The 19,234-nt window shown below is 37.4% G+C and carries 16 protein-coding genes and 1 tRNA gene; 8 read left to right on the forward strand and 9 right to left on the reverse strand.

The features are described from left to right. Positions 1-35 precede the first annotated feature (35 nt). Positions 36-854 carry a PorT family protein gene (locus NY014_RS06995; protein ID WP_259413845.1) on the forward strand — a complete coding sequence of 273 codons (819 nt, stop codon included), beginning with the start codon at positions 36-38 and terminating at the stop codon, positions 852-854. Between the two features lie 11 nt (positions 855-865). After that, positions 866-1,795 carry a DUF4097 domain-containing protein gene (locus NY014_RS07000; protein ID WP_259413846.1) on the forward strand — a complete coding sequence of 310 codons (930 nt, stop codon included), beginning with the start codon at positions 866-868 and terminating at the stop codon, positions 1,793-1,795. Positions 1,796-1,914: 119 nt separating this feature from the next. Here NY014_RS07000 and NY014_RS07005 read toward each other — a convergent pair whose 3' ends face one another. Together NY014_RS07005 and NY014_RS07010 are read right to left on the reverse strand one after the other, a co-directional pair. Next, positions 1,915-2,409 carry a hypothetical protein gene (locus NY014_RS07005; RefSeq protein ID WP_259413847.1) on the reverse strand — a complete coding sequence of 165 codons (495 nt, stop codon included), beginning with the start codon at positions 2,407-2,409 and terminating at the stop codon, positions 1,915-1,917. A gap of 1 nt (position 2,410) precedes the next feature. After that, a complete protein-coding gene (locus NY014_RS07010) occupies positions 2,411-3,514 on the reverse strand; it encodes a ferredoxin--NADP reductase (protein ID WP_259413848.1) in 1,104 nt (367 codons plus the stop codon). A 200-nt stretch (positions 3,515-3,714) separates the two neighbouring features. Here NY014_RS07010 and purB point away from each other — a divergent pair, with 200 nt between their 5' ends. Beyond that, positions 3,715-5,058 carry an adenylosuccinate lyase gene (purB, locus tag NY014_RS07015; RefSeq protein ID WP_259413849.1) on the forward strand — a complete coding sequence of 448 codons (1,344 nt, stop codon included), beginning with the start codon at positions 3,715-3,717 and terminating at the stop codon, positions 5,056-5,058. Positions 5,059-5,125: 67 nt separating this feature from the next. Here the strand turns inward: purB and ctlX are convergent, their stop codons facing one another. Both ctlX and NY014_RS07025 read right to left on the reverse strand, forming a co-directional pair. Continuing rightward, positions 5,126-6,055: a citrulline utilization hydrolase CtlX gene (gene ctlX, locus NY014_RS07020; RefSeq protein WP_259413850.1), complete on the reverse strand. Its 930-nt coding sequence runs from the start codon at positions 6,053-6,055 to the stop codon at positions 5,126-5,128. A gap of 1 nt (position 6,056) precedes the next feature. After that, complete coding sequence (locus NY014_RS07025; protein WP_259413851.1) at positions 6,057-6,929, reverse strand: hypothetical protein; 873 nt, start codon at positions 6,927-6,929, stop codon at positions 6,057-6,059. Between the two features lie 172 nt (positions 6,930-7,101). Here NY014_RS07025 and NY014_RS07030 point away from each other — a divergent pair, with 172 nt between their 5' ends. The 3 genes from NY014_RS07030 to NY014_RS07040 all read left to right on the forward strand — a co-directional run bounded on the left by NY014_RS07030 (position 7,102) and on the right by NY014_RS07040 (position 8,661). Beyond that, positions 7,102-7,506, forward strand: a complete 405-nt coding sequence (locus tag NY014_RS07030) for a hypothetical protein (RefSeq protein ID WP_259413852.1) — start codon at positions 7,102-7,104, stop codon at positions 7,504-7,506. Between the two features lie 87 nt (positions 7,507-7,593). Next, a complete protein-coding gene (locus tag NY014_RS07035; protein WP_259413853.1) occupies positions 7,594-8,451 on the forward strand; it encodes a hypothetical protein in 858 nt (285 codons plus the stop codon). 136 nt (positions 8,452-8,587) lie between these two features. Further along, positions 8,588-8,661, forward strand: a tRNA-Asn gene (locus NY014_RS07040). A gap of 261 nt (positions 8,662-8,922) precedes the next feature. Here the strand turns inward: NY014_RS07040 and NY014_RS07045 are convergent. The 5 genes from NY014_RS07045 to NY014_RS07065 form a co-directional block, all read right to left on the reverse strand. Beyond that, positions 8,923-10,761, reverse strand: coding sequence for a right-handed parallel beta-helix repeat-containing protein (locus NY014_RS07045; protein ID WP_259413854.1), 1,839 nt, complete (start codon positions 10,759-10,761; stop codon positions 8,923-8,925). Positions 10,762-10,766: 5 nt separating this feature from the next. Then, entirely contained in the window at positions 10,767-13,772 is a 3,006-nt protein-coding gene (locus tag NY014_RS07050) for a sensor histidine kinase (RefSeq protein WP_259413855.1), read from the reverse strand. Positions 13,773-13,976: 204 nt separating this feature from the next. Then, entirely contained in the window at positions 13,977-15,629 is a 1,653-nt protein-coding gene (locus tag NY014_RS07055; RefSeq protein WP_259413856.1) for a S8 family serine peptidase, read from the reverse strand. A 252-nt stretch (positions 15,630-15,881) separates the two neighbouring features. Further along, positions 15,882-16,598 (reverse strand): fibrobacter succinogenes major paralogous domain-containing protein, encoded by a 717-nt coding sequence (locus NY014_RS07060; protein ID WP_259413857.1) that lies wholly within the window; start codon positions 16,596-16,598, stop codon positions 15,882-15,884. Positions 16,599-16,702: 104 nt separating this feature from the next. Continuing rightward, on the reverse strand, positions 16,703-17,323 hold the full coding sequence (locus tag NY014_RS07065; RefSeq protein ID WP_259413858.1) for a response regulator: 621 nt from the start codon (positions 17,321-17,323) through the stop codon (positions 16,703-16,705). Between the two features lie 458 nt (positions 17,324-17,781). On the opposite strand from NY014_RS07065, the gene NY014_RS07070 reads away from it, so the two are divergent. Both NY014_RS07070 and NY014_RS07075 read left to right on the forward strand, forming a co-directional pair. Continuing rightward, positions 17,782-18,315 (forward strand): hypothetical protein, encoded by a 534-nt coding sequence (locus NY014_RS07070; RefSeq protein ID WP_259413859.1) that lies wholly within the window; start codon positions 17,782-17,784, stop codon positions 18,313-18,315. Positions 18,316-18,393: 78 nt separating this feature from the next. Then, positions 18,394-19,008 carry a DUF4377 domain-containing protein gene (locus NY014_RS07075; protein ID WP_259413860.1) on the forward strand — a complete coding sequence of 205 codons (615 nt, stop codon included), beginning with the start codon at positions 18,394-18,396 and terminating at the stop codon, positions 19,006-19,008. Positions 19,009-19,234 lie beyond the last annotated feature (226 nt).

Below are 19,234 nucleotides of genomic sequence, written 5' to 3' on the forward strand. Positions count from 1 at the left end.
TTTAAATCCTGTCCTTTATTTTAAACTAAACCAACATGCAAAAGCGCTTTTTATTATTGACTTTCATTACCCTTTTCTCAAGCATCGCTATGGCCCAGGAAGCGGATACGAGCGGGGTCAAGAAGGAAAAAGTTTATACAGTTCTGGGAAATAGCTGGAAAGTCACCAAATACGATGACGGAACCAAGGTGATTGAATGGGAAGAAGACGATAAGGATGATTCCCCAAAAATCAATCATAAGCGAAGTAAATTTCATTACAACTTTCTAGAAAGTGAAGTAGGTATCAACATCTACCCAACTGACAAAGGAGCTCCCCAAGTGAAACCTTGGGGTAGCTGGTTTGTCGCTCTTCATTCTACGGGTACTTGGAAGGTTAGTAAAAATTTCCACCTCCGATCCACGATGGGGGTCGATTGGTACAACTTCAAATTTGAAGAGCGAAATATCATCGCAGTGAAAAACCCAGGTGGATTGGCATTTGTAGATTTCGACCAACTTCCTGATGGGCCAGAAGGTACTCCCACCAAGTCCAAAATCTCTGCCTCCTATGCAAGCATTAGCCTAGTACCAACAATTCGAACCAATAATGGCAACTTTCGATTTGGTGCTGGTGCCTATGCAGGCCTGAGATTGGGAGGAAGAGGAAAGTACGTCTATGACGATCTCGATGGCGAAAAGCAAAAAGTCTTCACCAAGTCCAATATGTATGCTGAAAACTTCCGATATGGCCTCCGAGGAGAAATTGGAGTGGGTGATGTGACCTTTTTCTTTAATTATGATTTAAATGATTTGTTCCAACCTGGTTTAGGCCCTGAGCTTCAAGCTATGAGTTTTGGAATCCGACTTGACTAAATAAAAAACAGATGAAAAAAACTTTAAAAACTCTTTCTCTTGGTCTGACATTCGTTTTTTTGGCCACTTTTACCTTTGCACAAAATGTGCTTGTTGATGTCAACAAAAGCTATCCAGGCATCAATCGACTGGAAGTTGAGGGAGGTTGGCTTGATGTGAGTTATGAAGGAGGCTCAGGCTCTGATGTTCAGGTTGAAGCTTATTTACAATCCACTGATGAAGATCAGGACATTGTCTTTGTGACCGTAGGAGATGTTCTTAAAATCAAATACGAGCGAAAGTCAAAGAATTGGACTTGGTCCAACGGTCAAAATAAAGGCTGGATTAAAATCACGGGACCAGATTCCATTGAGATCAATTTCAAAAACAGCTCAGGAAATACCAGTGTTCGAAATGTAGCCTCAGAGGAGACCTACATGAAAGTAACTTCCGGTAGAATATCAGCAGAGGGAATTGATGGGGATTTGACCATTGGCGCAACCTCAGGAAGATTAATGGTATCCGATGTTTCCGGTAATGTCATGGCTTCACTTACTTCCGGTAATGCTGAAATCGATCAAGTATCCGGTGATGTGAATTACAAATCAACCAGCGGTTCTTTGGATGCCAGTCATATCGATGGAGAGCTAAACGTAGAATTCACTTCCGGAAGAGGAGTTTTGGAAAATATAGGGCAGTTGGGCTCACTGAAATTCACCTCAGGTTCCATTCGAGCGGAGGAAGTAGGTTTGGGACCAAACACCAGTTTCTCCGGATCCTCAGGTAACTTCCGAATTCAGACTTATTCAAATTTAAGCGACTTCAACTTTGACCTGAGTTCTTCATCAGGAAGCTTAAAAGTGGGAGACCGAAAAACATCCAAAAAATTAGAAATCGATAATGGTTCAGATGCTTGGATCAAAGGAAGAATTACTTCTGGAAGTATTTCAATAGAAAACTAAACCAACTCTTTAAATAAAAATAAAGAGGCTATTTCTTTTAATCCCTTTTGTCAGGCTTCGACTCCGCTCAGCTTGACAAAAGAGAGCATTGAAATAGCCTCTTTTTGTTTTTGAAAACATCAATCCGGTCTGGAAATCGCTCGCAGAATTTCAGTTTCTTCTTTGTTAAGTTTCAGCAGTCTTTTAGCCCGGTCCGGAGAAACTCTTGCCAAAGAAAAGAATACTAAGGCAAGCGCAAAAAGGATCACAAACCAAGCACTTTTGAAAAATAACAACCCTATTGTGCTTAGTAGAGAAATCGCAAATAGGAAAAAGAATCGCTTTTTTGAGGAATCTAGGTAATTGATGACTTTTCCCTCAAAGCTTTCCATGGATCTGGACTTTTTAAGGTCTTGCCTAAAGATCAGGTACTGCCCAATTAGCAATCCAAAACCCAATCCATTGATTAATCCCTTGAAGAAATCAGGAATTTCAGGCAGGTTCCAATGCAGGTTCCCTGAATTATAATACAGGTAAACCAAGCCAAACATTGGCAAGGCCACCAACATCAAGATCAGCAAAGTAACTTCCTGACTTCGGTAATGCTTTTTCAGCTTCGCTACATCCAATTCCATCTTATTCAATGGTAATTGCGATATCTTCACTTACAGCTCGGGATGAGCAGCAAAGAATGTAACCTTGCTCCAATTCTTTTGGACTCAATCCAGCGTCTTCGTCCATTTTCACCTTTCCAGAAGTGATTCTTCCTCTACAGGCAGTACAAAGACCGCTTTGGCAGCTATAAGGCATATCCAAACCCGCTTCCAATCCTGCTTCTAAAATAGTTTTGTCAGGTGCAACAGTAACTACATGCTCTTCTCCTTCCAAAGTGATTTTCACATCCCGAGTCATCAAGCCTTGGGTAATTCCCGCCTTCGCATCGGCTTTTGCCTGATCGGCTGCTGCAGAGAAAAATGACTCCCGATGGATTCGTGCTTTATCCACCCCAAGTTCCTCAAGTACAGATTCGGCTGTTTCCATGATTCCATTCGGTCCACATAGAAAATAGATCTCCTCATAGCGTTGCTCATATTCAGCAATAGCAACCAATTCATGGAATTTTTCCTTATTCAGTCGACCACGGGTTCCTTTCCAGTTTTCACTAGGCTGGCTAAGGACATGCTCGATTTTCAATCGGTCTGGATTTGCCTTTTGCAATTGATCCAACTGATTTTTAAAAATGATCTGCTCCTCATTACGGCTGCTGTAAATCAAAGTAATGATGGATTTGGGTTCGTTGACCAAAACAGATTTAATAATCCCCATTATAGGTGTAATTCCACTTCCTCCGGCTACCAAGATGAAGTGACGCTGATTTCCTGAATGAAAATCAACCGTAAAACTTCCCAATGGAGGTAGCACGTTAATGGTTTTTCCTGGGAAAATATTATCGTTTAGGTAATTAGAAAATAGGCCCTTCTCCACTCGCTTTACTGCAATTCCCGGAAACGGATCAACAAAAGGAGAGGTACAAAGACTATACGATCTTCTTTGTTCCTTCCCGTCAAAATCCATAATAAGCGTCAGAAATTGACCGGGTTTATATTCCAGATAAGGCTCTGGCTGTTCAAAATAAATACTTACCGTATCGGGAGTTTCTCGAACCACCTCTCTTACTTTCAGTGGTAGGTAATTCGACGTTTTAGATTCAGGCTTTTTCTTCTTGAATAAGTTAAACATGTCTTTCGGGACAATTTTGGGTGCAAAAATACGGAGCCATTTGAGAAATCGGCTTCTGATTTTAGGTTTTCATTATGCAAACCCCAAAAAGTCAATTGAAGTTTGCAATTCGATAGAATTATTATTGGCAGCAGGCATTTTTTCAGGCTATCCACTAAATTGCGACAGAATTAATCTTTCAGCACCCAATACCAATCACCATGGAATTCAATGCCTTGACAGCAGTGAGTTCGGTTGACGGCCGGTATGCCTCCAAAACCGAACCCTTAAGAGCCTATTTTTCCGAATTTGCCCTGATTAAATATCGGGTTCATGTAGAAGTAGAATACTTCATCGCCCTTTGTGAATTGCCCCTTCCTCAATTGGCAGATTTCGATTCAGATCTTTTTTCAGCGCTTCGCAACATTGTGAAAAACTTCTCTTTGGAGGACGCTCAATCCATCAAGGAAACAGAGAAAATCACCAACCATGATGTAAAGGCAGTAGAATACTTCCTGAAAGAAAAATTTGATGAATTGGGACAGGAGCAATACAAAGAGTTCATCCACTTTGGCCTGACCTCCCAGGACATCAACAATACGGCTACACCTCTCATGCTGAAAGAAGGTTTGGAAAAGGTGATTTTTCCTCAATTGAATGAGGTGGTTGAAAAACTGAAAGAGCAGGCTAAGGCTTGGGAAAATATCCCAATGCTAGCAAAAACTCATGGACAGCCTGCCTCTCCTACCCGGCTTGGAAAAGAAATTCAGGTATTCATTACTCGAATTGAGAATCAGCTTGAACAGTTAAAAGGAATACCCTATTCAGCCAAATTCGGTGGAGCTACCGGTAATATGAATGCCCACAAAGTGGCTTATCCGAAACAACCTTGGAATGATTTTGCGGAGCATTTTGTGAGTCATTACTTGGGGCTTTCTCGTTCTTTCCCCACCACTCAAATTGAGCACTATGATAATTTAGCAGCTCTTTTTGATTGCCTCAAGCGAGTCAATACCGTCCTGCTTGACCTCTCCAAGGATATATGGCAGTATGTATCAATAAATTACTTCAAGCAAAAAATCAAAGCCGGAGAAGTTGGCTCTTCTGCCATGCCTCATAAAGTCAATCCAATTGACTTTGAAAATGCTGAAGGGAATTTGGGAATTGCCAATGCACTTTTTGAACACCTATCTGCCAAACTACCTATCTCCAGATTGCAGCGGGATTTGACCGATAGCACAGTTCTCCGCGTAATTGGGGTACCGTTAGGTCACATGCTGATTTCTTTGGAATCTCTGAAAAAAGGCCTGGGTAAACTTGAACTCAACGAGGCGGCTATTCATGCGGATTTGGAGGAAAACTGGGCTGTGGTGGCAGAAGCTATCCAAACCATTCTCCGAAGAGAAGGCTTCCCAAAACCTTACGAAGCGCTGAAAGACCTCACTCGAACAAACGAAAAAATCACTCAATATTCCATCGCTCGCTTTATTGATGGATTGGTGATTTCTGATGAATTAAAATCCGAATTGAAGGCGATTTCTCCTTTCAATTATACGGGGATTTGATTCAGTAGGCAGTTTTTCAGTAGGCAGTAGGCAGTGGACTGCTTGTAGAGAAAGGAATGGATAGGGTTTAGGCTTTGGGCAAAAAAATCTCAGCCATCATACATCTTGCTGAACCTCCACCTAGCTTTTCAATAGTGGGAATCTGTGGACTGATAATGGTTGTATGTTTTTCAATCATTTGGATTTGACCCACATTTAGGGAATCATAGGCTGATTGGGACATAACAGTGAATTTTTCTCCTCCATCATTTCTAACTTCTAGCATATTTCCAGCAAAGTGGAATTTTTGTTTAGCCGTAATAGGGATTACTTTTTTCCCAGATTTGAACAGACTTTCCTGAACCTTTTGTCGATCCAAGGCACGAACAATACTTTCCAAACAAACCACTGCAAATTCTGTCCCCACATGCATCATAACATTGGTATGGTAGATAGGAACAGATTGCCCCTCTACTTCCTGAGAAGCTTCAAAGGACACTACTTGATAGCCCAATATTTTGGATAGGTATTCTAATGGTATTGGATGAGTTCGCTCAGAATAACAGGCATAAATCACCTTTGCATCATGATCCATCACCATACTCCCTGTTCCTTCCAAATACTGCCCATCTTTTTCAAAAAAGCTTAGATCAACAATGTCATTTACCTTAAATCCAAGGCTCATCAATTGCTCAATAATATCCTTTCGACGTTCCAAACGCCTATTGGGCGAAAACATGGGATAAAGAATCAAACGACCATCAGAATGGGTTGAAAACCAATTGTTCGGAAAAATCGCATCAGTTTTTACTGGTTTCTCAGTATCCTCTATTACCAATACCTCTACTCCCTGATCTCGGAGAAGCCCTACAAAACCATCAAATTCCTGCCTCGCTAAAAATCGGATTACCTGAGAAGGCCGCTCGTCCTGTTGTTGGTAGATATTATTGGCAGCGGTATCCTCATTAAACCCGAAGTTAGCTGGACGAACCATCAATATGGTGGAAGTAGTTTGCATCTTACTTTTGAGCTGGATAACAATACAAGACTGGATCAATCGAGAACCGTTTTTCAGAAATCGTATAATAGGTATTTCCGGAAGGTCCAAAGCCAATAGCTTCACCTTGTGGCTCCGGAGCATAGGGTAGAATGATAGGATCTTCTTTCAAAACTTCTAAAATGGATTGACCTTTTTCCCGCTTCCAATAAAAAACTGACTCATAATTTTTGATTAGAATCTGAGTTCCATCAGCAGAAATATCCCCTGCCGTTGACATTGTAAAGGCAAGGTTGAAATGCGAATTCAACTCTGTTTTTTTGGGGTTTTCGAAAGCATCTTGGTCAAAACTGTAAAGTGAGTTTTTGGAATCCCTTTTGGAAAGAATGTAGACTGTTCCATCCCAGGGATCAACTATGAGCGTTTCAGCATCCCGAGCACCTTTGGGATATTCCAATCTAGCCAATTCAACGGCGACAGTTGCAGATTCGATTTTTTCAGGTTCAGGAAACCGATAAACCCCAATTTCCCCATGCACCCCTGCATTATCACCTATTTCACCTACAAATACATAGCTTTTCCCATCTGGACCCGGACCCACAGCAATATCCTCCCAATCCCGATTTTCCAACCCCTCCAATTCCAATTTGCCTAATTCCCTGCCTAAAGAATCCAATAAGTAAACCGCTGCTTCTCCTCCACTATCGGTGTGCATATAGATCAAATTTGGATGCTTTCGGGAAAAAGCCATCCCACTTACCTCTTCCAAGAGAGGGTTTCGGACGGTAGCCACCTTCTCTCCCTCCTTAAAAGGAGGCTTTTGAGTGCCATTCTCTTGCGCAAAAAGGGGATAAATCAGGAATGATAATAAAAGAGTCAGAATTGAATATCGCATGCTTAAAAATAAAGATATGAAGGAGGAATTCCCTGAAATCGAGGTAATTTTAATCTGTGAATCCGTAATTCTATAAATAGATGATACTCAAGATAAGAATATGCGGATCCACGTCTACAGTCCAATGTTGATAGTGATTTAAATGGAAAAGATGGATCCACTTTTGAAAAAAATGAATTATCGGGAAGGACAGAAAATCAAAATCTGGAATTTACCGAATGAACTATCAGCTCTTTTAGAGGTCTGGACTAAAGAAGGGTTCATGGCCGATGCTAATGAAAAAGTTGATTTTTTACTTGGCTTTGTTCAAGATGAAGAATCGATCCGAGCTCAATTTGAAGAAATGAAAGAATTCCTCAACGGAGATGCAATTCTTTGGTTTGCCTACCCAAAAGGCAGTTCAAAACGCTACAAAGCAAGCATCAATCGGGATAAAGGCTGGAAAGTTTTGGGAGAAAATGACATGGAAGCCGTCCGACAAATCGCAATCAATGAAGACTGGTCGGCCCTGCGATTCCGTAAGATTCAATATATCAAAACCATGACCAGAAAATTTAGTGCAAAAGATCAATCTTGATCGATGGAGTGGTCTTGGTGACTTTGGTCTCCGAATAAGGGGATTTAATTTCCTTAGTTGGAGATTGTTTTACTCAAAACCTGCACTTTGGTCAAAGAATTCTTCAAGAAGCAAATCCGGATTTTCGATATTCTGGACGAACATTGGGAAAGCCCCCGTGTGAGCAAGATGATTAGCAACTTGGTTGTTATCTTCTTTGTGGCTGGACTACTGATTGGACTACTGAATTATTTAGGGATTTCGAATCCACTCCAACATGTTTCTTCCTTTTTCGCCATCGAATTGGCATTCAACGTACTCCTGATTTTTGAAATTCTTGGCCTCATTTTTTTAATCCCGCATTCTGTGGCCGATTCTGTAGGAAAGCAATTTGAAATCATATCCTTACTGCTTTTACGGGATGCCTTCAAGGAGTTTGGGCATTATTTGGGAGAATTAAATTGGGGAATGGACTTTCTATGGGAATTAGCACCTATCGTTTCCGATGCTTTTGGAGCTATTTTGCTCTTTTTGATCACGGGGCTCTTTTACCGGGCTCAACGACATATTCAAATCACCGGGAATTATGAGGAACAAAGTGGCTTTTCCAATATCAAAAAGCTTATTTCCATTTATCTAACTTTGACGTTTTTCCTTTTGGGAGTTTATGATCTCTTTACCGCCTATCAGACCAATCATTTTAATTATAGTCTGGAGCTATTTTACACCCTCTTGATTTTTGCGGATGTATTTATCTTGCTGTTCTCACTCCGCTACACCACCAAATACCTCAACTTATTTCGCTATTCCTCCTTTGCCTTGGCTACCATCTTTTTACGCTTGACCCTATCTGCCCCAGCCTATTTCAATGTTCTTTTGGCGGTAATTGCCGGTTTGATGGTGCTTGGCGTTACGGGTATTTATAATGGAATGCTAAAAAAATCGAAGGAAGGAACCGAAGTGTAAAAAAGTAAGTTGTTGATAGCGAAGTCAAAAGGAAGAAAAGGAGAATTTCTTCAAGATTTTTTTTGAAAGTGCATTTGGAAAAAATCAGATAGCCTTCTACATTTGCATCACGTTATCGGAAAGCGGTACGAAACACTCCTCCTTAGCTCAGCTGGTTAGAGCACATGACTGTTAATCATGGGGTCCTTGGTTCGAGCCCAAGAGGGGGAGCAAAACAAGAAAGAGGTCATTTTGACCTCTTTTTTTGTTTTAAATCCAACTCAACTTCATTTAAATGAAGACTTTTAGGGTTGCAACTTTTTATGAACCCTTCTTCAAATAAACTAGCCAAAAGAACATAATAGGATCTTATTGATTTTAAAAACCACATATAATTCAAGGATTGAATGGGATTTTATAGTTTTTCTTCATTTTCGAAAAGAATTATATTGAAAAATCCCAAGACGGAAGATTCCATAGGTCAAAGATTTATCAATCTGGTAGTCTACTTATTTCTTTCTTTAACTGAACTATGGAGGCGGAATCAAATGGAAATCTAGCTATTCTGAAGGAAAGCGAAATTTGTTCTACTTTTTTAAAGTAATTGGGAATAATGATATTAGATAAGTATCCTAAATAATCGAAATCATTAGTTCCTAAAAGATTTTTCCGATTTTCCTGAAATAGATTTTTGTTTTCTAAAGATTCATCAAAATACTGAAAAGAGTCTGAAAGAAATCCTATTTCATGACTGGAAATGATATTTTTCGTTTGCGAACTTTCTCCACCAAAGCAATTATTTTCCTGTAATGACAAATTAAAAACCCCAACTTTTTGATTCGTTTTATAATAAGATTGATCTCCTGACCAACCAATCTTATTGGAAATAAGATTAAGTTGTTTAGTCCCCTCTCCAATGTAAACTCCAGCTTCAAGGTTTCCACTTATAAAATTATTGCAAATCGAATTATTAGATGAATAACCCTGCCTAACCTCTTTATTAATACGAATTCCGAAAGAATTTGGAATAGCATTCTTCCCTGAAATATCTGTACCTATTTTATTCCCAAAGATTAGGTTTTCAAAAGAATCCATTAAAATTAGACCATTTTGAAAATTACCTGAAATCAAATTTGATTCAGCTGGATGAAGACCTCCAATTATTGTTCCTCCAGAATTTCGTAATACAATTCCGTTTTTATTTCCCAAGGAAAACTCTCCAGAAATATCTGTCCCAATTAGATTACCTTTAATTTTAATATCTGAAAATCGATCTCTGACTGCATTTAGGTTAGAAACGGATTTGTTTTTCGAATCCACCATAATCCCCACCTCGTTCCCAGAAATCAAATTTCCGAGATTTTCATCTCCAATAGAGATACGTGATGAGGATGAGTCTATAAGAATTCCTACCAAATTTCCGTTAACCTTGGTCCCAGAATAATCTGTACCAATCTTATTTTGGAGAATTGTATTTCCAACTCCCTGAACTTCTAAGCCAATTGTATTTCCTGAAATTAGATTTCGGAAAACAAAATTATTTTCACTGGGAAACCCAAAATAAACGGCAATGATATTTCCTTTCTTTTCATTCCTATCAGGGAGGACCCCGAAAAAATTCCCGTTTACTTTATTTGAATTCCCAGTTATACATGAAACACCAGTATAATTTCCTAAAAAGTAATTTGCTTCTTTTTCTAAATCTCCACCTATCAAATTTTCATTCCCCCACAAAGAAACCCCTGCTCCATTACCTTTTTTTGGATTGTCTTCCAATGATCCAAAAATGTTATTCTGAATAACAGAATGATCGGATTCGACTTTTATTGCCATGTTTCTAAATGACTGGAAAATCAATCCATTAATAACACTTCCACTACTTTTTTCTCGTAGTAGGAACCCTGTTTGTGCCTCAGGAATATTACGATGTCTTTCCAAATCAAACTCAATATTTGCCCCATCTATCACGATTCCCTTTTCCAAATCAATTTTACTTTCATTAACTGTCCCATAAATTTCGACAGGATATAAAATAGCAGGAAGGTAAGACTGTAGTACAATTCTTTTGGATCTAATGTCTTTAAGGTCAAAAATTACTTTATCACGCAATTTTGAAGCATTGGCATTTTGAAGGGCTGCTCTTAGCGTACAGTTACCCTTAAGATCAGCACAGATCTTATCCGACAAATCCACATCTTCTAAATCCTCTACGCTATTTACAATGTAGGTGCGTTGGGCAAAATCTATATCCTGAAAACTAAAAAATAGCGTAAAGAGTAGAAGAAGCCACCATGAATTTTTTTGAGCAGGAAAGGCTTGACTATTATCCATCCTCTTTAATTAAAAGCCCAAAAACTTGCAATCTTCTGAAGACCATTAGACCAAAAATCCTTGAGGATCAGATTCTTGTCTAATGCAATGGATATTTTAACCTCTGTTCCTTTTGAAGGTGAGGATTCCAAAGTTATTGATCCATTATATTTCTCAACTCTGTACCTTAGAATATTCATTCCATTTCTTTCTGAAGAGGAATCTGGATTAAACCCTATTCCATCATCTCTTACGTGGATGTTGAGAGAACGCTGCTCATAAAAGACTTTGACCTCTACTTTTCTTGCTTCTGAATGCTTTCTGACATTATTGATCAATTCTTTCAAAATCAGATAAATATCCTTTCGCTTGGATAGAGATAGGGTCGCCTGACTAGTAGAATCGGGCATGGCAATTTGATAACTAATAGTAGTCTGATCTAAAGATTCGCTTATATATCTCCTCAACCTTGAAAAATACTCTCCTAAATCATCCTCCTTCATTTTGATATTCCCGACTAATTCATGAAGGGCTTCGGAAGAATCATGAATTTCCTGATCAATATTCGATAACATCATTTCTATTTCTGGTTGACCCTGAAACTTATTCTTATGGATAGCCGAGATTAATTGAATTGTTGTCAACCTTGCTCCAATATCATCGTGAAGATCCGCGGATATCTCTTCTTTTACTCGTTGTAAACTGAGCAAATGCTTAATCTTCATCCTGTAATACCAATAAAAAATCGAAATTATAGTCAAGACTACCAATACCTTAAACCAAGTAGTCTGCCAAAAAGAAGCATGAATAATTACTGGTAAGGTTTTAATTGGCGCACCTTCAAAATTATCATTGGTTAGTTTGATCTTAAATAAATAAGTTCCTGGATCAAGATTCGTGTATGATGCATACCTTCTATTTCGAGCCTGAACCCAATTCTCATCATATCCTTCCAACTGGTAGCTGTAATGAAGGTTATCGGGAACATTCTTTGAAATCGCGGAAAAGAAGAACTCCAAAGAATTCTCTTTACTTGAAAGTTCCAGTTCATCCATGTAGTGAATAAGGCCAATACTACTTTCTACCTGCTGACTATTTACTTTTATATCAGATATTAAGATTTTGGACTGATAATCATCCCAAGAATAATTCTCCCCCTCCAAACAAAGGATACCTTTTTCAGAGGAAAAGCAAATTTTCCCATCCTTTCGTTTATAAGAAAGACCAGGTAAAAATTCATTGATAAGAATCCCATTTTTATGGTTTAGATATAGGATTTCTTCAATACCAATTTCAGAATTGGACTTTATGAAATTTAATTTAAAAAACCCATTATGAGTACTACACCAAACAGTGCGCGTATCTTCAAATTCCATCCCCATGATAAAATCATTGGGAAGCCCATCTTCACTGGTCACGTTTACTACTTTGCCATTTTCAAGATTTACCAGAATTAGACCATTTCCTAAAGAGCCCAACCAAAGCCAATTATTTTGGTAATTCATCGATTGAATATCCAAGTCTATTGGGATCACTTTAGTTAAAAAATCCTTTTGTTCAAGTCTCCCTTCAGAAAAATCATAAAATCCAATGCTTCCATTTGAAAAATAAATTGCCGCTTCATTTTCATTAATTGAGCAGAACTGAGAAACTGAATAATCCACAACCTGAAAAAATTCCTGCCTAATTAGGTCCAGTTTAAAAAGCCCCAATTTATTTCCGAATAGTATACTCCCAGGGAATGCCTTTGACTCATAGATAAGAGTACTTTCGTGACTGAGATCATGATTCCTTATAAACTCATCGGACGACTTCTGTAAAGGATGTGAAACTTGATTTACGGGATCAAATACTAAACTTCCATTTTTCAATGAATTTATAAAAAATCGATCTCCACCTTGAATGGGAACTATAGAATTTATTTCAGGCTCATCTGCCTCTTTGAAAAAATCATACCTCCCAAATATCCCTTTAGGTGTTAATTCCTGATCATAAATTAAAATTTCATCATTTTGAGGGATGTAAATTGAGCTCTGATCCCCACTAGTTTTAAGTTGCAATTTCCCATCAAACCTTATTTCTTCTGGCCAATTTGTCGTTACTAGAGGTATACTAGGATCCAGAGAGTAAAGTCCATTTTTTCTTGTGCCAACCCATATTTTACCATTCTTTGCCCCATAAATGCAGTAGACATCCTTCGGGTTTTTCTCTAACTTGACTTGGAAAGCATGATTATTCATTTCGTCTATTACCATCAATCCTTCACCTAGAGTTGCAAGCCAAATCCCCCATTGGTAGGTAGAGAATTTTCTTTCATAAAATATTTGAAATACGTGCAATTCAGTCAAAAAATTCTTCAAATCAGAGAAAGCTGAATATTCCTGATAAATAGAATCATCAGAATATTTTTGAGTCCAAATTCCAGCTGAAATTGAGGAAAGATCTACCCCGGCACTATTCTCAATGCCATGAGTGAAATTTATATCCAATAAGTATTGAGATACTACTCCCAGTTTTATTTGATTTACTCCTTTGTCTGTAAGTACCCAAAGGCCATCTTCTTTATTTTTAAAAATATGGTTGACCCGGTTAGAACTAAGATTTTGTTTAGTACATTCGTCATAATGACTTATCAATTTGAGATCCAGATCTGTTATAAATAATCCCCGATCATCTGTTCCTAGGTAAATTCTATTTTGATCAATAAAAATTGAGGTAAGTTTCACAATTTCTCTTTCTCCATCTTTGAAATACTTTAAGGGATGGGATTTCTCTGTTAGAAGATCCATGTATTCCAGTTTGCCACCCTTTGTGATCATCCAAAGTTTATCACCTTCAACATAAAGCTTCCCTAGGTTAAAAGCTGAATCATTCACTTGAAAATCAAAAGACTTTCGAAAGACTTTAAAATTATCCCCATCAAAACGGGTCAAAAAGTTGGGGCTTGCTATCCATAAAAAGCCAATTTCATCTTCTACAATATCCAAGACAGTATTTTCGGGTAAACCTTGTTCGATGGAGTAGTTATTCATTAAAAATTCTACTTCATCTTGAGCAAATGCCTTATCACAGAAAAATAAAATGAGGCAATATATAAGTATGAAAGTATATTTCATTCCTACTCACTAATTACACAAAAATATAAACAAACAATCTGAAAGCATCGCACAAATGGCTGAATGGAAATAAAAAAGCTGCTCTTAATAATGAGCAGCCTTTTTTCAACTAAACTTCAATCAAAAGGTCAGTGTCACCTCATTTGAACATTGGTTTGTCCCTGAAATACAGATCTTATAACTTTTAGGCGCCAAATTTCTTCCAGAAATGAATCGAACCCAAAATCCATCGCCTATTAAGTATCCATCATCTGTTGAGGCTATTTTTAATCCATTCTCATAAATATCCACTGTCCCACTTTCATTTTTAATGGGTTGCCAATTAAGAAGAATTTGATATTCATTCCTTTTCATTGGACTGACTTTTCCAGTTATATCCAATACATAATTTACCCGATTAGGGTCAATGCTTCCAGTTCCATCCATGCTCATTCCACTATAGAGCATATGATTATTTACCGAATTAGAAAAGCTCACCACATTCTTGGTGGATGTGTTTTTGAGAAATTGATAGACTTCAGTTGGTGAAGCCATAGGATTATTTTCCAAAAATTTGGCGGCCACACCTGCAGCCACTCCAGCTGCAACAAAATTCGGATTCATATTAAATCCATCTCTCCATATCTCTACGTATCCTCCATTTGTCTCGGACCAATCGGTGGTCGTGGTAAACAAGTCTATGCAATCACCATAATTACTTGATATTTGTTTTCTGTCCTCTATGGTGGCCAATCCCACGGTGAATATGTAGGGTTTATAAGAACTTGCCCAGGTACAAGCATTTTCTCGCCAAGCTCCTGAACTTGATATTAGGGAAAAACCTGCATTATACAAGTTCTCAATTACTGTAAAATATGCTGTATTTTCCAAAGGCCCTACTAGACCTACTAGAACAATACCAGGCCTCTGACCATTTGCCAGAATCCAATCATATGCAGCTAATAAGGAAGACAAGTAACCTATTTCATCACAACAAGTATCATTTGTCCTAACTCCAACCAAATTCACTCCTTTGGCAGGGCCATAGGATGTTCCCCCGACATTCAATGCCATATTGGTTGTAGATCCATTAAGATCCTCCCCTTCACCTATCAGATCAATAGTGACTGCCCTATTCTCAAACTCTTCTGGCATATCCCAAATTCCTCCAACAGGAATATAGGCTGTTACCCCGCTTCCTGTCTCGTTGTAGGTGTAAGTACCGCTGAATGGTAATTGGCGTTGATCTATTCTATCCAGATATTTGGGAGCATCAATTTGAATAGTCCCCCCAGTTCCTGGATCGGAAGGTTCGCCACCACCATCCCCTCCTCCATCATCACCTGGTTGATCTTTTCCAGGAGGGGTTTTTCTTTGGTTATAATAACTGATTTCATGATCTGGTTCAATGGATTTTACTTTCGGATCTTTGCGTATTACTTCAAATTCTTCCTCCGTTAAATCCAGCGTAAACCCAGTTAAAGCATGTCCGTAAACGGACTTAATTTTATCAGAGTCAACATCATATCGTACCAGGATATCATTTGCGATTTTCCGCATTCCAGCCTGTACATCCTCATATTTATCGGATTTTCGGAAATTGATTTCATTGCTGTTTAAAGTCACGATGTACCTTCCCGGCACCACATTGGATGTATTCTCTCCCAATTTGGATAGAGTATCCAATTTAGGCTCCATTTGGCCACTATCTTCGCAGGAGACAGCAAAAAGTAATAAAATAAGACTCCCTAAAAAGGGACTTAGCCTGCTTTTGTTATTCCCTAATCGTATCATTTTTGAATAGTTTGATATGAAATACCTTATATAATGAATCATGAAATGAGGAATGCAAATGCATTTCAACAAAATCGTCATTAAAACTACTCCAATTGGAAGTGTCAGAAAATCACCTTTTTAGGTGATTTTATTAATATCATTAAATAAAAAAAGCATCAGAGAAATCTCTGATGCCTAAAGAACTAATCGCTAAAAAGTCTATCTATTATTTATTGAATTATTTCCTTCTTGAAAAATGTCTTCTACCAGCTACTCTTGAATGCACTTAATGTAAGCTCCTGAATTAAGCATATACCTTTGACTCCCTTTCAACATTGAATATTGTACATTTTTCCCAGTGTATCTTTCAACCATGAAAGCAAATGGATTCTCTAAAACTTGACGATTTTGAGGCCGGATCCATTTAACCGAAAAATCTATTAGAACCTCATCACCATTCATTGTTAAATTCCTTTTATTTAAAAATCCTCCATCGAACTTGCGCTCACCCCCTAATAGTCCTTCAAGACTCATCCATTGAGGAACTATAGGATATTGCCCTGCATCAAATAACCCTCCAAAATAATCAACTACAGCAACCAATTCATTTTCAGAAGGCAAGCGCCAATCTTCGGGACAAATTTCACAACAGTTGACTAAATACCCATTATAGATTTTTCCATACGTTTCATCGTTGGCTGGATCATTTTCAAACCAAGTGTATGCTCCATAGGATATTTTAGACCATTCTTCTGGATCCTCAACTTTAGGTATAGGAGTGCCATCTCTAAACCTACTAACCCGTAAGTCCTGACGCAGCCATTTTTTCCCGAGAAGTGTTAAGACCTCATATTCATTTCCATCAATATCTTTTACGATTTCAATGGGCTCCTCCTCAATTATAGTTTCATCATCGGAAATACAAGAAACAATTAACCCCACTGCGAATAAAAGAAGGAGAAACTTTCTCAGTTTATTAAAGTCCATGGTTGAAAGATTTTGTGATTCACTTTTTAACCATAAACTTAAAATGAAACTCAAGCTCGAAAAATCACCTTTTTAGGTGATTTTTCATCTAAGCATTTAAAAGATTAAAGGATAATCCTTTCCTCAAGGACTTTTGCAATGGCTTCCTTCCCACAATTGACATGAAGTTTTGTGTAAATGTTTTTCAGGTGGGATTTGCAGGTATCGTAAGACACAAAAAGTTCAGATGCGATGTACTTGATGCTATAGCCTTTGATCAAAAGTTTAAGAACTTCAATTTCTCTGGGAGTTAAATTATAGCGCAAAACTTGATTAGGGCTTTTATGAAAAGTTGCGAGAACCTTCTTTGCTATTGTCGGTGAAAGGGGTGCTCCTCCTTCTCTCACTTCCTTTAAGGCTTGAAAAAGTAATATTGGGGATGTTTTTTTTAAGATATATCCATCGGCTCCTGCACATAGACTATCAAAAATTTTATCATCATCCTCAAATTGCGTATATATCACTATGGAGATTTTTGGATCAATTTCTTTTATCTGAGGAATTGCAGTAATTCCGCTTTTTACAGGCATATCTATATCCAAAATAACAACATCTGGCCTCAAATTTTCTATTTGCTCCTTTGCGTTTAAAACATTGGAAAAGCCAGCTAGTACTTGGTATTCTCCGCTATTATTAATAAGTACCTCAAGGGAATCCCTTAAGTTTTCATTATCCTCAAAAATCACGATGGAAATTGGCATTCCTCAATTTAAAAAAATTCAAAATAAAGTTACAATCACCTATTTGGGTGATTTTGAATAAAAATCCAGGTAGTTTGAATTAGTAAATCTTACAATTTGAAATAGATCTCCACAAAATAATTCTTGGACAACTATTGTTCTTGATTGGGACGAATATGGGAAATATCATCCTAAATTCGGTAGATATCAAACAACTCAACGCTTTTCAATTTGGATTAGAACTTCCTTCAATCGAAAAGGAAGCTGACTTCGGTTGTAACTGTCGTTGATTTATTTAGAGAGTTTCAAAATCAAATACTTATCAGGAAAATCCTATCAAAGTGCCAAAATATTATTCTTCAATAAATATTATACCCAAAAAATTAGTGTAGGAAAAAATAGGAAGAATTCTAAGTAAATTAGTCAATAAAAAATTTATGGTTAACCCAAAAATCTCAGGACTAATGAAAAAGCAAATAATATTAACATCACTAGGCTTTCTCCTTTGTGTTGTACTGGTAAATGCACAAGACATTTCTGGTAAATCATTTAATAAAAAAGGATATCAGGCATGGGTAAAATTGAAGGATTCAAGCATTATTCACGGCTTGCTTTGGAACGTCGATTCATCCTTTATTGAAATTAAAACTGATGATGTAAAAGGTTGGAAGAATCCAGAATCAAATGCTCCTCTCAAAAAAATCCAAATACAAGATATTCAATCTATTGAAACCAAAAAAGTCAGAGCAGTTCTCAAGGGCTATGGCTGGGGAGCTATTATTGGGAATAGTTTAGGTTTGGTGGCAGCAGGGGTGGCAGAACTTTCCTGGCCAGAAAATGATGGACATATGTTATTAGTTCCAATGTTTGGATTAACAGGTTCATTTATCGGTTTAATTGGAGGGGCAGCAAACGATAAAAAATTTGAAATTGGTGGTAATTCAGGAAACCTAGAGGCCAACCTTCCTGAATTAAGCAAAAGAGCATTTTGGAAATAATTAGTCAGTATGATAAAGGCCTTCCTTTTTTTTATAATCATTTTTCTTTTTAATTCTTGTTCAAAAACTGAAGAAGAGATGGAAACCATTTGGGTTTATTCATATAGACTAAATGGCCCTATGAACTTTGGTGTTCAAAAAGGTGATCAATATTTAATTTCTAATGCAGAGGAGTTTTATGATGATTTTTATGATGGAAGTGTCTGGACTTTGAAAAAGAAAGGTTTCAATATCAAAGGGTTTGATTTCGAAGAAGGATATTTTTATAAACTTTTGGTAAAAAACGGGTTAAACGAAAATGAAGTTGAGCTCAAATCAATCTTAGAGAAACAAAAAGATCATATTGATGAAATCCAAGGAAGTTGGATAACAATCCCTGAGGACTTGATTCTTTATAAAGAAATCTATTTGTCTATTTCGCCAGCTATAAGATTTTTAAAAGGCTCCTCTACCTGTATTTCTTTTGAGGGAAATCTTGGTAAGGTGGTTAATCAAAAATTCTTATTTAAATCCTATCGTTCAAATTTTCAAGAACTTTGTTGGGATTTATTAACCGATACCGAAAAACAAGAGCCACCTTTTAGGAATTGGGTGATTCTTGATTTCGACAAATTTGAAATTACAAGTGAAGGAAAACTACAATTTCATAACTCAAAAGAAAATTTGACAATTAAGTTTCAGCGTTTAGAATAATTTTGGTTATTCCTCCAAAATGGAGAAAAAGAAAAAACTTAGGTTTAAGCATCCTTTCAAACTAAAATCAAGTATTTAATGGATGCCTTAATAGAGTTCCTTTTCTTAAGAGGAATTCCATTCAAAATGAATTAAATAATTGAATTAAGAAATTCATTATAAATCTCATTCAACGCCATAGAGAGGCTACTTCGGTTGCAACTATTGTTGATAGGGGGAGCCAATT

Source organism: Algoriphagus limi (assembly GCF_024919275.1).
Lineage (GTDB): Bacteria > Bacteroidota > Bacteroidia > Cytophagales > Cyclobacteriaceae > Algoriphagus > Algoriphagus limi.